This window comes from Achromobacter sp. Marseille-Q4954 (assembly GCF_943737025.1).
GTDB classification, from domain to species: Bacteria; Pseudomonadota; Gammaproteobacteria; order Burkholderiales; family Burkholderiaceae_B; genus Achromobacter; species Achromobacter bronchisepticus_A.
In genome coordinates, this window is record NZ_CALSFQ010000004.1 from 365,282 (window position 1) to 378,895 (window position 13,614).

Annotated in this window: 16 protein-coding genes; 1 reads left to right on the forward strand and 15 read right to left on the reverse strand. The window is 68.5% G+C overall.

All coding sequences use genetic code 11. The features are described from left to right. Positions 1-15: 15 nt before the first annotated feature. On the reverse strand, positions 16-603 hold the full coding sequence (locus tag NGK62_RS29980; protein ID WP_059379951.1) for an NUDIX domain-containing protein: 588 nt from the start codon (positions 601-603) through the stop codon (positions 16-18). 93 nt (positions 604-696) lie between these two features. Beyond that, positions 697-1,716, reverse strand: coding sequence for a zinc-dependent alcohol dehydrogenase family protein (locus NGK62_RS29985; protein ID WP_251881742.1), 1,020 nt, complete (start codon positions 1,714-1,716; stop codon positions 697-699). 200 nt (positions 1,717-1,916) lie between these two features. Here NGK62_RS29985 and NGK62_RS29990 point away from each other — a divergent pair, with 200 nt between their 5' ends. Further along, complete coding sequence (locus tag NGK62_RS29990) at positions 1,917-2,837, forward strand: LysR family transcriptional regulator (protein WP_118935240.1); 921 nt, start codon at positions 1,917-1,919, stop codon at positions 2,835-2,837. A gap of 5 nt (positions 2,838-2,842) precedes the next feature. Here NGK62_RS29990 and NGK62_RS29995 read toward each other — a convergent pair whose 3' ends face one another. The 13 genes from NGK62_RS29995 to NGK62_RS30055 all read right to left on the reverse strand — a co-directional run bounded on the left by NGK62_RS29995 (position 2,843) and on the right by NGK62_RS30055 (position 13,555). Next, a complete protein-coding gene (locus tag NGK62_RS29995; protein ID WP_059379952.1) occupies positions 2,843-4,096 on the reverse strand; it encodes an Hsp70 family protein in 1,254 nt (417 codons plus the stop codon). Between the two features lie 65 nt (positions 4,097-4,161). Further along, positions 4,162-5,340: a RhtX/FptX family siderophore transporter gene (locus NGK62_RS30000; RefSeq protein ID WP_502803540.1), complete on the reverse strand. Its 1,179-nt coding sequence runs from the start codon at positions 5,338-5,340 to the stop codon at positions 4,162-4,164. A gap of 20 nt (positions 5,341-5,360) precedes the next feature. After that, entirely contained in the window at positions 5,361-5,795 is a 435-nt protein-coding gene (locus NGK62_RS30005; protein ID WP_118934325.1) for a cupin domain-containing protein, read from the reverse strand. Between the two features lie 56 nt (positions 5,796-5,851). Beyond that, a complete protein-coding gene (locus tag NGK62_RS30010; RefSeq protein ID WP_251881746.1) occupies positions 5,852-7,975 on the reverse strand; it encodes a TonB-dependent siderophore receptor in 2,124 nt (707 codons plus the stop codon). A gap of 115 nt (positions 7,976-8,090) precedes the next feature. Then, a complete protein-coding gene (locus NGK62_RS30015) occupies positions 8,091-8,969 on the reverse strand; it encodes a helix-turn-helix transcriptional regulator (RefSeq protein ID WP_251881748.1) in 879 nt (292 codons plus the stop codon). Positions 8,970-9,070: 101 nt separating this feature from the next. Beyond that, a complete protein-coding gene (locus tag NGK62_RS30020; RefSeq protein ID WP_059379954.1) occupies positions 9,071-9,400 on the reverse strand; it encodes a hypothetical protein in 330 nt (109 codons plus the stop codon). A gap of 179 nt (positions 9,401-9,579) precedes the next feature. Next, the gene (locus NGK62_RS30025; protein ID WP_059379955.1) at positions 9,580-9,804 is read right to left on the reverse strand and encodes a DUF3820 family protein; all 225 of its coding nucleotides are present in this window, start codon (positions 9,802-9,804) and stop codon (positions 9,580-9,582) included. A 5-nt stretch (positions 9,805-9,809) separates the two neighbouring features. Then, the gene (locus NGK62_RS30030; RefSeq protein WP_251881750.1) at positions 9,810-10,361 is read right to left on the reverse strand and encodes a cysteine hydrolase family protein; all 552 of its coding nucleotides are present in this window, start codon (positions 10,359-10,361) and stop codon (positions 9,810-9,812) included. A 23-nt stretch (positions 10,362-10,384) separates the two neighbouring features. After that, a complete protein-coding gene (locus tag NGK62_RS30035) occupies positions 10,385-10,942 on the reverse strand; it encodes a GNAT family N-acetyltransferase (protein WP_251881752.1) in 558 nt (185 codons plus the stop codon). Beyond that, entirely contained in the window at positions 10,923-11,852 is a 930-nt protein-coding gene (locus NGK62_RS30040; protein ID WP_251881753.1) for a sigma-70 family RNA polymerase sigma factor, read from the reverse strand. The genes NGK62_RS30035 and NGK62_RS30040 overlap by 20 nt, the downstream gene beginning before the upstream one ends. Before the next feature lie 11 nt (positions 11,853-11,863). Beyond that, positions 11,864-12,310: a carboxymuconolactone decarboxylase family protein gene (locus NGK62_RS30045; RefSeq protein ID WP_118934332.1), complete on the reverse strand. Its 447-nt coding sequence runs from the start codon at positions 12,308-12,310 to the stop codon at positions 11,864-11,866. Between the two features lie 112 nt (positions 12,311-12,422). Further along, a complete protein-coding gene (locus NGK62_RS30050) occupies positions 12,423-13,070 on the reverse strand; it encodes a glutathione S-transferase family protein (protein ID WP_059379959.1) in 648 nt (215 codons plus the stop codon). 11 nt (positions 13,071-13,081) lie between these two features. Beyond that, complete coding sequence (locus tag NGK62_RS30055) at positions 13,082-13,555, reverse strand: OsmC family protein (protein WP_059379960.1); 474 nt, start codon at positions 13,553-13,555, stop codon at positions 13,082-13,084. Positions 13,556-13,614 lie beyond the last annotated feature (59 nt).

Below are 13,614 nucleotides of genomic sequence, written 5' to 3' on the forward strand. Positions count from 1 at the left end.
GATCCCGCGCGGGCCTCAGCCCGCGTTGTCCTGCCAGTCCAGCTGCCAGGCGCCGGACAGCACGTTCTGCATCCACAGCACGCAGGTCAGCGTCTTGGCGTCGGTGACCTCGCCCTTGGCGCAGGCGGCGATCAGTTCGGCGGGGTCCGCGCTGATCACATCCAGGAATTCGTCCTGGTCCAGTTGGCGCGGCCCGGCGCGCAGGCCGCGGGCGAAGTAGATGTGGATGATCTCGGTGGAATAGGCGATGGCCAGGTGCAGCGCCCCCGCATGCGCCCACTGATCCGCGGCATAGCCGGTTTCCTCCAGCAGCTCGCGCTTGCCGCAGGCCAGCGGATCCTCGCCCGGATCCAGCTTTCCGGCCGGGAACTCGGTCATCACGCGTCCGATGGGATAGCGGAACTGCCGCTCCAGCAGGACCCGGCCATCGTCCAGCAGGGGGATCACCACCACCGCGCCCGGATGCACCACGTACTCGCGCGTGGCCGTGTTGCCGTTGGGCAGGCTGACCGTGTCGCGGCGGATCTTCAGGAAGGCGCCGTTGTATGGCGCCTCGCTGGCGACGAGTTTTTCTTCGAGATGGGAGTCGGGCTTGCGGGTCATGGCGGGTCGGATACCTCAAGGGACGCACGGATGATGGCCAGTCCGCGCGGGCAGCCCGAGCTTACCATCGCTGCCCGCCTCCCCCGATGACGCCTACTCCGCGACCCGGATGACGAGCTTCCCGAAGTGCCGGCCCGACGCCAGGTGCTCGAACGCCTCGCGTGCTTCGGCAAAGGGGTAGACGCGGTCGATGACGGGCGCGATGCGCGACACGTCGACGAAACGCGCCACGTCCTCGAGCATCTTGCGGCTGCCGACGAAGATGCCTTCCAGCCGCTTGACGCCCGCGATCAGGGCCAGGGGCGCAACCGGCACGGCTGCGAAGCCGCTGACGCCGCCTATGACCGCAATGGTGCCGCCCATGCGCGCAGCCGCCACGGAACGTTCGAGCGTGCCTTCGCCGCCCACTTCCACCACCACGTGCGCGCCCTCGCCGCCGGTCAGGCGCAGCACTTCGTCCTGCCATTGCGGCGTTTCGCGGTAGTTGATCGTCAGGTCCGCGCCCAGTTCGCGCGCGCGGGCCAGCTTGTCGGCGCTGGACGAGGTGATGATGGCGCGCATGCCGGCCGCCTTGGCCAGTTGCAGGCCCCAGATGGAAACGCCCCCGGTGCCCAGGAACAGCGCCGTCTGGCCCGCCTTGGCGCGTCCAGCGACGAACAGCGCGTTCCATGCCGTGACGGCGGCGCAAGGCAGGGTCGAGGCCTGCTCGTCGCTCAAGGAGGCCGGGATGGCGACCAGGGCATGCTCGGCAAAAATGCTCTCGGTGGACAGCAGGCCGTCGGTGGCGGCGCCGGGCGCCAGCGCCACCGTGGCGGGAGTGGGCTCGCCGTCGATCCAATCCGGCATGAACGCGCCCATGACGCGGTCGCCGACCTTGAAGCGGGTCACGCCCGTCCCTACCTCGATCACCTCGCCGGCAGCATCCGAGGCGGGAATGACCGGCTCGCCCGCAGCCTTCAGATAATTGCCGCGCGCCACCATCAGGTCGCGATAGTTCAGCGACACGGCCTTGATGCGCACTCGCAGCTCCAAGGGACCCAGGCTGCGCGGCTGGCGCGTAACGCGCTCCAGCGAAGCGATGTCCTTGCCGCTGGTGACGGTGTATGCCTGCATGTTGTTTCTCCTGTATCGATTCAAGAATGGCCGTCCCGCTGCGCCTTCGGCTTGCAGCCCCTCGGGGCTTTCTTGCCTTGAAGCGGCTACCCGTGGCGGCCAAGTACCGATAAGATATATGGGAATCAATTTCCCTAGTGGCGAATATTTTTCATTTCATCGGATCGCCATAGGAACCAATAACAAACAGGGAGTCCATGATGGCGACCGCGATCACGTATGACCGCCTGAGCGGCATCGAAGTCTTCGTGCAGGCCGTGGAAGCCGGCAGCTTCGCGCTGGCGGCGGAACGCCTGAACCTCACGCGCTCCGCGGTGGGCAAGTCCATCGCGCGGCTGGAGGCGCGGCTGGGCGCCAGGCTGTTCCACCGCACCACCCGCCAGCAAAGCCTGACCGATGATGGCCAGGCCTACTACGACCGTTGCGTGCGCGCGCTGGCCGAACTGCAAACCGCCGAGGCCGAGCTGGACAGCGGCCGCCGCGAGCCCCAGGGGCGTCTGCGGGTCAGCGCGCCGCTGGTGTTCGGCCGGCATTGCGTCGCACCCGTGCTGCGCGAACTGGCGCTTGCGCATCCGCAGCTGCAGGTCGAGATTTCATTCAACGACAGAGTCGTCGATCTGATCGAGGAAGGCTACGATCTGGGCATCCGCGTGGGCGAACTGCCCGATAGCGCCAGCCTGGCCGCGCGCAGGCTGGGCATGCAGACCATGGGCATAGGGGCCGCGCCCGCCTACATCCAGGCGCATGGCCGTCCAACCACCGTGGACGAGCTGCGGCAGCATGCCGCCATCGTCTACACGCGCAACGGCGTGGACAAGGCCTGGGCGCTGAATGGGCCGGACGGCCAGGAGCTGGAGCTGCGCCCGCGCCCCAGCCTGCGCGTGGACGACCTGCAAGCCATTGCGGATGCCGCCATCGCTGGCGCAGGACTCGCCTGGCTGCCCTGCTGGATGCTGACGCACTATGTGCGCACCGGCGAACTGGACGTGCTGATGCACGGCGATCGCCTGGCCGCGCAAGAGGTGCACGCCGTCTGGCCGCAAGCGCGCTATCTGCCGTCCAAGACGCGCGCCGCCATCGACGCGCTGGCGGCGCGCGTACCCTCGATGCTGGCCGCCTGAGCGGCTCAGCCGAACTTGCGGCGGGCGTCCAGCGCCAGGCCGGCGCCGATGCTGCCGAACAGATCGCCTTCGACGCTGCGCGCGCCCGGCACCAGGGCCGAGACGGATTCGCGCAGACGCGGCACGCGGCTGGAACCGCCGGTGAAGAACACCGTGTCCACATCCGCGGTCGATACGCCGGCGTCGCGCAACAGCGCGCCCACCGTGGTCTCGACCTTTTCGATCAGGCGGCCCACGCAGGCATCGAACGAGGGGCGCGTCACGTCCACGCCCAGCTCCGGCGCGATGCGCGACAGGTCGATGCGCGCGGCGGGCGTCTCCGACAGCGCGATCTTGGCCTCTTCGACCTGCACCGCCACCCAGTGGCCGGCGCGCTGTTTGACCAGGTTCAGCAGCAGATCGATCTTCTCGCGGTCGCCGGCCTCGGCGCGGATGTAGGCGAAGTGTTCGGCGGCCTTGCGGGTATAGGCCTGGTTGATGGTGTGCCAGCAGGCCAGGTTGCCGTATTGCGTGGACGGCACGTCCTTGCCGCTGCGCAGCTGGCTGCCCAGCCCCAGCATGGGCATCACGTGCGCCAGGCTGAGCTGCTTGTCGAAGTCCACCCCGCCGATGTGCACGCCGCCGTAGGCCAGGATGTCCTCGCGGCGGTCGGCCTTGTTGGCGCGGCCGGGCCCCAGGCGGATCAGCGAAAAGTCGGAGGTACCGCCGCCGATGTCGATGACCAGCACCAGCTCTTCGCGGTCGATCTGCGATTCGTAGTCGAATGCGGCGGCCAGCGGCTCGAACTGGAATTCGATATCGGTGAAGCCGACGCTGCGCGCGATCTCGCCCAGCGTGTCCTGGGCGGTCTGGTCGGCGGCCGGATTGTCGTCCACGAAGAACACCGGCCGGCCCAGCACCGCGCGCGTGAAGCCGCGCCCCGCCGCCGTTTCGGCGCGGCGCTTGAGTTCGGCGATGAAGCGCGTGAGCAGGACGCGGAACGGAATCGAACGGCCCTGCACTTCCGTCGAACCGTCAATCAGCGAGCTGCCCAGCAGGCTCTTCATCGAGCGCATCAGGCGCCCGTCGTAGCCCGCGAGATAGTCGGAGATGGCGGCGCGGCCATAGCTGACTTCGGCGTCTTCGTCATGGAAGAAAATGGCAGAGGGCAAGGTGGTCTTGCCGTCTTCCAGGGCGAGGAGCGCGCGCTGATCGGGGCGGCTCCAGCCGACGGTGGAATTGGACGTGCCGAAGTCGACGCCGCATGCGGTGGAAATCATGGGGAATTCTGGTGCTGAAAGCAAAACGGCGCACAAGTGTAGCCGCAACCGCCAGAATCGCCATATCAGCCCGTGCGCGCCAGCGCCCTGGCCGTGAACGCCAGCGTCGCGGCCGCCACCAGCAGGCCGCTGGCAAAGCCCCAGACGTAGCCGACCTGGGCCGCCAGCCCGGTCATGAGGGACGAGGTCAGGATCTCGCCCAGGTCGCGCGCGCTTTGCACCGCGGTCATGTCGGTGCCGGCCTGCTCGCCGCGGCTGGCAAAGCGCATGGCCAGCGTCATCAGGGCCACGGACGCGGCGCCCGCGCCGAACGCCCCCAGCGCCTGCGCGCCCAGGGCCGTGCCCGTCTGCGCCGGCATCCAGCCCTGGGCCTGCGCCATCCAGGCCAGCGCAGCCGCGCCCGAGGCGGCCAGGCCCAGCGCCAGCACCGCGCGCGCGCCCAGCCGGCCGATCAGCCAGGCGCCGCCGCCGCAGCCCAGCAGCACCGTCACCACGCCGCCCGCCATGCCGACGCGCCCCACGGCCTCGACCGCCCAGCCCGCATCCACCAGGAACAACTTGGACAGGCCATAGCCCGCCACCGCCGTCATGGCCGACAGGAACGCGGCTGCGGCCAGAGCCCAGGCGCCGGGGCGGCGCACGAAGGCGCCCAGCGTGGCGCGCCGCCTGGCCGCGGACATGGCCAGTTCGGTTTCACGCCAGGCGGCCGCCAGCAACAGGCTGAACGCCACCACGGCCGCCAAGGTCAGCAGCGCGCCGGTCTGTCCGATATGGCCCGCCAGCATCAGGCAACCCGGCCCGCCGAAGAAGAAGCCCACCATGGTGCCGCCCACCTGCACGGCATTGGCGCGCGCCAGATCCTGCCCCTGGAAGCGCTCCGCCGTCAGGCCGTCGGTGGCGATGTCCTGCGTCGCGCTGGCCAACGACGCCAGCGCCATCAGGGCGACCACCCAGGCCGCCGCCGCGGCATCGATGCCCAGCCAAGACAGCGCCAGCAGGCAGGCCAGGACCACGGCCTGCATCGGCAGGATCCAGCTGCGCCGCCGGCCCAGGGCGCGGGTCCAGCGGTTGTCGACCACGGGCGCCCACAGAAACTTCAGCACCCACGGCAGGCCGACCAGCGGCAGCCAGGCCAGCGCGTGCAGGTCCGCGCCGTCGCGGCGCAGCAGCGTGGGCAAAGCCTCCATGGCCACGCCCAGCGGTATGCCTTGGGAAAAATACAAGGCGCCTATCATCACGAACATGCGTGCGTTTGCAATACGGTTCACTTCAGATTTCCTTCGACGAGGGGCTGTGGGATTGCGGCGGCATCCGCGCGGCGGTGTTCGCTGCCCTGCCCCGGCGTCACGAACAGGATCTTGCCGGGACAGGCGACGTGCAGGCGGTGCCACACGCCGCGCGGCACGATGGCGCTGCGCCGGGTATCCAGCAGCATGTCGGTCTGGGCGCCGTCTTCCGCCATCAGTGTGACCACCACGCGCCCTTCCAACACGCAGAGCATTTCATCGCCCGCCGGGTGGCGCTCCCACACATCGCCATGCACGTCGGCGTCGCTGGCCACGGCCTTGATGCCGACCAGCCATTCGTCCTGCGGCGCGAGCCGGCGCAAACGGCCCACATCGCGCATGGCGCCCTCGCGCCCCAGCGCCACGAAGTGGTCCAGCCAGTCGAACACCGGTCCGGTATCGGGTGCACTCATCGATCTCTCCTTCTGGTTGTCGGCGGGCGCGCGCGGACGGCGCCCGCCGCGGGTCATCAGTATTCGGCGCGCAGGGTCAGCATGACGTTGCGGGGCTCGCCGTAGCGGTTGTTCCAGGCCGTGCCCGACAGGCTCTGGTAATAGCCGCGGTCGAACAGGTTGTTGACGTTGAGCGCCGCGGTCACGTGCTTGTCCACCCGGTACGCCATGCGCAGGTCCACCAGCGCATAGCCGCCCTGGCGCAGCGTGACGGGGCCGGACACGGTGGAGTAGCCCGACTGCACTTGCAGCCCGCCGCCCACGCTCAGCCGCCGCTCCAGGCCGGGCAAGGCATAGTTGGTCCATACGCGGAAGATGTGCTTGGGCGTGAAGCGCGCGAACGGCTGTCCGCCGGATTCCGAATCCGTCAGGTACTTGCTGGTGTTGAAGGTGTAGCCCGCGGCCACTGTCCAATAGGGCGTAATGCTGCCGGAGGCTTCGGCCTCGACGCCGCGGCTGCGCACTTCCCCGCCCGAGATGTAGTAGCAGTTGCGGCCCACGCACGGCCAGGCGGGGTCCTCCTGCGCGCGGTTCTTCTGCTGGATCTGAAACACGGCCAGCGACACGTTCAAGGCGCCCTCCGCCAGCTCGCCTTTGACGCCGGCCTCGTAGTTGGTGCCGGTAATGGGATCCAGCGGCTTGCCGTCGCGCGTCAGCTCGCCCTGCGGCTGGAAGACCTGCGCATAGCTGCCATATAGCGACCACTGACGGTCGAGGTCCACGATCAATCCGCCATACGGCGTGAACTCCGGATCAATGCGCTGGCGCGCGCGAGGCGCGCTCTGGTTCCACCAGCTCATGCGTCCGCCCAGCACCAACGTCACCGGATCGGCCAGCGAAAAGCGGCCCATGCCGTAAACGCCCTGCTGCTTGAGCCGCGTTTCGCCGGGCGAGGTGTATGGCCCCACGCCAGGCTCGGGCACGCTGTGCGGATCCCAGTCGAAGACGTTGACCGGCACGTTCGGATAGGGCGTCAGGTCCGCGCTGTATTGCTCGGACGTAGTGCGCTGGGCATTGCCGCCCAGCAATAGTTCATGGCGCCGGCCGAACAGTTGCACCGGGCCGCCGACATAGGCGTCCACGCTGGCCTGCGTGTTGTCGAACTTGTAGGCCGCGCCCATCAAGGAGGAACCCAGCCCGGTCTGGCGGTCTATCGCGCCATAGGCGCCTGCGTACTTCAGGTTGCTGTCCGCAGTCAGGTAATTGGCGCTGATCTTGGCGCTCCAGCCTTGGCCGAAGCGATGCTCCAGGTCCGCGAACACGCGCGTCGTATCCCAGTTGAAGCGGTCCCAGGCCACGTCCAGGTAGGTCGAACGCTTCAGGCCGATATCGCCGCCGTCCTTGTAGCGCGGCACGCCGGCCATGTTGGTGGTAGAGCGGATGCGTTGGGTCTGCAGGCCGGCGGACAGCACCGTGTCCGGCCCCAGGTCCACCTCGCCTATGGCGTAGAGCAGGGCCGACTGCTGATCCGCGACGTCATAGAAATAGCCGCGGTCCTCCATGGCGCCGACGATGCGGCCGCGCACGCTGCCGCTATCGTTCAACGGGCCGCCCAGGTCGGCCTCCGCGCGGTAGCGGTCCCAGCTTCCCGCGCTGAGGGAACCGCTGAACGAGAACTCGCGTTGCGGCCGCTTGCGCACCAGGTTCACCGTGGCGGCGGGATTGCCTGCGCCATGCATCAGGCCGTTGGCGCCGCGCAGGATCTCCACGCGTTCGTACACCGCCATGTCCTGAGGCGATGCCGCCATGTTGCCCATCAGCACCGGCACGCCGTCCTGCTCGAACGAATCCACCTTGAAGCCGCGCGCGTAGTACGCGGTGGTCAGCAGCTGATAGGGCTGCACCGTGATGCCGGTGGCGTGCTGCATCACCTCGTCCAGGCTTTGCAGGTTCTGCTCGCGCATCCGCTCCTGCCCGATCACCGTCACCGACTGCGGAATCTCGCGCAGCGTCAGCGGCAGCTTGCCGAGGGTCGCCGTGTCCTGCGCCACGCCCTCGCCGCTGACCGTCACCGCCGGCAGCGACGCGGCCTCCTGCGCCTGCGCTGGCGCCACCGCCACCGCCACCGCCAGCCACAGCGGCCAATGCTGCGCCCGCGCCGCGTTCCTGCGCGGCGCCCCCGTTTTCACCTGTTTTCGCACTGCCTGTCCTCTTAGAACTTTATTGAGAATAATTCTCAAGTAATTCTAAGAATGACGGCAGCCGTGCGCTGGCGATTGCGGAAGTCTTGCTGGCGATTGCGGAAGTTTTGACGCCTCAGCGGCCCGGCCCGACGCTGCTGGGCAGCACGCCGTAGCGGCGCAGGAACGCCTTGGTGAAGTGCGAATCGGTATAGCCGCAGGCGTAGGCCGCCTCGGATACGGTATAGGCGCCTTCGGCCAGCAGGACCTGGGCCTGCTCCATGCGTCGTTCACGCACGTAGGCGTAGACGCTCTGGCCAAACAGCTTGCGAAAGCCGGTGGTGAGCTTGTTGACGTTCACGCCCGCGCGCCGCGCCAGTTCGGGCAGGGACGGCGGATCCTGCAGGTTCGCCGCCACCAGGTCGCGCGCGTATTGCAGGCGTTCCACGTCGGCGCGCGTCAGGCCGCGAATGGGCGCGACCTGCTCCGCCGGCTGCAGCGCGCCCAGGGCCAGCGCGGCCAGTTCCAGCGCCTTGGCCGAGAGGTACATGCGCTTGAGCGCACCCTGCACCGGGCAGGCCAGCATCTGGTGGCCCAGAGCCTCCAGCTTGCGGTCCGCCCGCATATTGGCCTCGGCGTAGGCGCCTACGGCCCGCGGCGCGCGCAGCAGGCCCGCCAATTGGGCCGGATCCACGGAAAAGGCCTCGCGCAGATGGTCCAGGCCCGTGCGCAAGGACACGAAGCGCAAGGACTGATGCGCGCCGAACTCATGCTCCATGCCCATGGCGTCCTGGCACACGCTCAGGTGCAGCGCGGGCCCGCTTACGCGGGTGGGCGCGGCGCCGCGCACGCTGTAGCGCAGGTCCCCGTCCAGCACGAGCACCAGCTTCAGGCCCGGCTCCAGGCGCTCCTGCACGCGCTCGTCGCGACCGAAGCGCAGCGTGCCGCCCGCCAGCGACATGGCGGGCGTGGCGGCCGATACGGTCCAATCAGGTTCGGGATGGGCGGCGGTCAAGATGGCGGCTCCGTCGCGGCGGGCAGCGCTGTTGATGAGATTGAATATTATTACCGTTTGACCAGAACGGAAAGCCGCCCGTTGGGCGGCCCGTGCACTTCTTACTGCTGGCGGCGCTGCTCCAGCTCTTTCAGGCACTGCGCCACGCCGGCCTGCATCTGCGCGTTCGACACGGCGGCGCGGTCCGATACCTCGCGGCAACGCACGTACTGGGCCTGGCTTTCCGGCGTGTCGCGGATGACCGCGGGCGCGGAGCCGGATTCGGGCGTGACCGTCATGCGCAGCGTGGAAGGCGGCGACAGGCTGCCATCCTTTGAGCGTACGCTGGGGTACTGGTATTCCTGCGTGACGGGCGCCGCATTCTGCGCCTGCACGGCGCCGGCCGCGCACAGGGCGGCAAGCAGGAAGGCGGAAATGTGGAGTTTCTTCATGACGACCTCTTTTCAATGAACTGACATCCAGGACGCGGACCGCAGCCCTGGACACGCCGCCCTATCGTATCCCCGGCCGCCAGAGTGCGGCGTGCCAAGACGCTACACAATCCGCCACAGTTGTTTCCCGCGGTTTCCCCGCCAGGCCGCCCCACGCGGGCCGCCCTACGCGGGCCGCCCTACTTCCTCGGCGCGGATTGGCGCAGCGGCGCCAGCAATGACGAAAGCCCGTTGTGGTCCAGCTCGTGCATCAGGGCCAGCAGGCGCCCCAGCTCGCCCGGCGGAAAGCCCTTGCGCGCGAACCAGGCCAGATATGGTCCGGGCAGGTCGGCGATCAGGCGCCCCTGGTACTTGCCGAAAGGCATGGTGCGCGTGACCAGCAGCGACAGCAGCTCGGGATCCATGGAGCTCACCGCGCCGTCGCGGCGCCGAAGACGATGTCCGCCGCGGGCACGGCGGCGATCTTCACGCCGAAACTGGAGATGGACGACAAGGTCGCGTTGTGATGCGCGCGGATCTGCGCGCCCGGCGCATGCGGCTTGTCCTGAGTGGTGTGGGCGTCGGCGGCCAGCGTGACGGGGTAGCCCAGCGCCGCCGCGCGGCGCACGGTCGTGTCCACGCAGAACTCGCTGGCGTAGCCGCACACAACCAGTTGCGAGGCGCCGGCCTGAGTCAGCGCATCGCCAAGACCGGTGCGCAGGAAAGAGTCCGGCGTAGTCTTGCGCACGCGGACGTCGCCATCCGCTGGCTGCAGCCGCAAGTCCAGCTGCCAGCCCGGCAGGCCGTGGTCCATGGCGCTGCCAGGGCTTTCGTGCTGCACGTAGATGACGGGCGCGCCTGCTTCGCGGGCGCGTTCGGCCAGCGCATTGATGCGCGCCAACACGGCCTCGGCATCGGCGGGCGCGGGAATCGTCTCGAACAGCGCGCGCTGCACGTCTATCACGATCAAAGCGGTTGTCATGGGTTCCTCAAAATGATTGGGCTTCAGCCCTGCGCGGCGTTGACGCGCGCGTACATCCAGAAATCGCGAGGTTCGCCGCGCACCAGGCGGTAGCGCCGCAGCAGCCCTTCGCGTTGAAAACCGCAGCGCTCCAGCACGCCGGCCGACGCCACGTTCGTATCCAGCACGGTGGCCTGGATGCGCGCAAAGCCCAGCTCGCGCAAGGCCCACTCGGTCAATGTCACGCAGGCGCGCGTGGCGATGCCACGCCGCCAGTAAAGCGGCGCGACGTCATAGGCGATTTCCGCGCGCCGCGCGGACGCAGCGATCTCGTTCAAGCCTATGGTGCCTGCCAAAGCGCCGCCCCCCGTGACGATGGCCAGGCGCAGGCTGTGCGATGCCGCCGGCTGACCATAACCGCGGATCAGGCGGACCAGCGTATCCGGCCCGTCCAACTGCCAGCTGGTATGGCGCGTGACCGCCTCGTCGCGCAGATACGCATGCCAATCGTCGGCGTCCGCTTCCCGCAATGGGCGCAGCCGCAAGCCATCCAATCCGAGTTCGGGCAGGTCCTGCGGGTAGTCAGTGAGGTGCGGAATCATCCTGGGGCGCGGCCGGCTGCGGCGACAGCGCCGCGACATGGCGCAGCTTATCAGGGTTGCGCACGATATAGATGGCGGCGATCCTGCCGTCGCGCACCTCCAGCGTGGTGGACCGCGGCAGGCCGTCCAGTTCGGTCGCCAGCACGCCCGGCATGCCGTTCAATTGGGTCACCACGGCGTCCAGGAACTGGCCGCTGGGTTTTTTCGCCAGGCCGGCGAAAAAGCGCGCGATCTTGTCGCTGCCCAGGATGGGTCTGAATACGGCCAGCTTCTTGCCGCCGCCGTCGGCATGCAGCACGGCGTCCTGCGCCAGCAGGCTGCGCAGAGCATCCACGTCACCCGCGCGCGACGCCTGCCAGAATGCATCGGCGATGCGCGCGCCTTCCCGTTCCGTCACCGCGAACCGCGGGCGCGCATCGCGCACGCGGCTGCGCGCCCGCGCGGCCAACTGGCGGCAGGCGGCCTCGTTGCGGCCCAGCGTCGCCGCAATCTCCGCGAACGGTATGTCGAACACATCGTGCAGCAGGAAAGCGGCCCGTTCCAGCGCGGACAGGCGCTCCAGCGCCAGCATCAGCGCCACCGACAGATCGTGCGCAATCTCCCCCGCCCCCGGCGCCTCATAACTGCCCGCATCAGGCAAGGGTTCCGGCAGCCATGGCCCCACGTACTCCTCGCGCCGCACGCGCGCCGACTTCAGCTGGTCCAGGCACAACCGCGTGACGGTGCGCGAGAGGAAGGCGCGCGGCGTCTCGACTTGAGCGCGGTCCGCGTCGCGCCAGCGCAGCCAGGCGTCCTGCACGATGTCCTCGGCCTCTGCCCATGACCCCAGCATGCGGTAAGCCAGGCCCTGCAGGTGCTTGCGATGGGGCTCGAAATCGGCCACGGCACCGGGAATGGCGGACGCGCTCATACAGCCGGGCCTCACTGCTTGGGATGCTGCGAGCGGAACCCGACGGCGATGCGGTTCCAGCTGTTGATCATGTTGATGGCGACCGTCAGGTTGACCTGCTCTTCCTCGCTGAAATGCCTGGCCATTTCGGCATAGTCGGCGTCCGGCGCGCGGGTGTCGGCAAGCCGGGTCAACGCCTCCGTCCACGCCAGCGCGGCGCGCTCGCGTTCGCTGTACAGCGAGGATTCGCGCCAGGCATCCAGCAGGTACAGGCGCATTTCGCTCTCGCCCTGCTTGCGGGCATCGGTGGAATGCATGTGCAGGCAGTAGGCGCAGCCGTTGATCTGCGAAGCGCGCATCTTCACCAGTTCAAGCAGGCTGTGTTCCAGGCCGCAGCCCTCGACAAAGTCGTTCAGGGCGATCATGGCCTTCATGGCCTTGGGCGAGGCGGTGTAGGCGTTCAGGCGGGCGGTGCTCATGGCGTGTCTCCGGCAAGGCAGGCATGCGCCGCGGGATGCGGCGCCATTACCCCTAGGACGAGACAGCCTGCCACGATGTGACATCGCCCGCCGGAAAATTTGTAAATCCGGCCTAGAAAGCCAGCCGCCCGCGCAATTCCCCGAACGGCACCATCACATGTTCGCGATAGGCGGGACGGGCCTGCAGGCGCTCGTACCAGGCCTGCAGATGGGGCATGGACGGATGCGGAATGTCCACTTCGAAGTAGCGGTAGAGCGTGGTGCCGGCGGGAATGTCGGCCAGGCCCAGGGTTTCGCCGCCCAGATACGGGCGGTCCGCCAGCGCGCGGTCCAGTTGCCGCAGGCAGGCATGCGTGGCGGCGATGGCGCGCTCGATGGCCGCCGTGTCGCGCTGCGCCTCGGGGGTGCGGTAATAGCCCCAGAACACGCCGGTCAGAAAGGCAGGCTGCAAGGCGGTCTGGGCCCAGTCCATCCAGCCGTCGGCGCCGGCCCGCTGCGCGGGGTCGTCCGCCCAGAAGCGGCCGGCGCCGTCGCGCGCGGCCAGATAGCGCAGGATGGCATGGGACTCCCAGACCGTGGTCGCGCCATCGCGCAGCAGCGGCACCTTGCCGTGCGGATTCATGGCGCGGAACTCGGCCGTGTCCAGCAGCCCGTGCTGGCCGCCGGCCAGCACATGCTCGTACTCCAGGCCCAGCTCTCCCGCCAGCCACAACACCTTCTGCACATTGAACGAACTGCGGCGTCCCCAAATGGTCAGCATGACGATAGTCCTCAGGCAGCGTGCACGATGCGCGGTTCGCAACGCACCGGGAAGTTGACCGAATTGGCGATGAAGCAGAAATGATGCGCGCGCTCGTGCAGTTCGGCCGCCAGCGCCGCGTCGTCGCCAGCGCGGATGGTCACTTCGGGACGCAGGGTGACGGCGCTGAAGGCGCCGCCGCGCTCGCGATCCTCGACCATGACGCCTTCGGCCTCGTCGCGGTAGGCCTCCACCGTCACCCCTTCGACCGCGCAGAAGTGCAGATACCAGAGCTTGTGGCACGCGGACAGCGACGCCACCAGCATGTCCTCGGGATTCCAGCGCGCGGGATCGCCGCGAAAGGCCGGGTCGGACGATCCCGGCACATCGGGCTTGCCCGCCGCTCGGATCAGGTGGTCGCGGGAATAGGCCGCGTAGCTGGACGTGCCCGAGCCGGTGTTGCCGGTCCAGTCGACGGTGACGTTGTAACGGTGTTCGCCTTTCATCGGAATCGTCCTGTTCAAGAGGGAGGCCCGGGCGGGTGCGCCTGGAAAGTAAGGTAGCG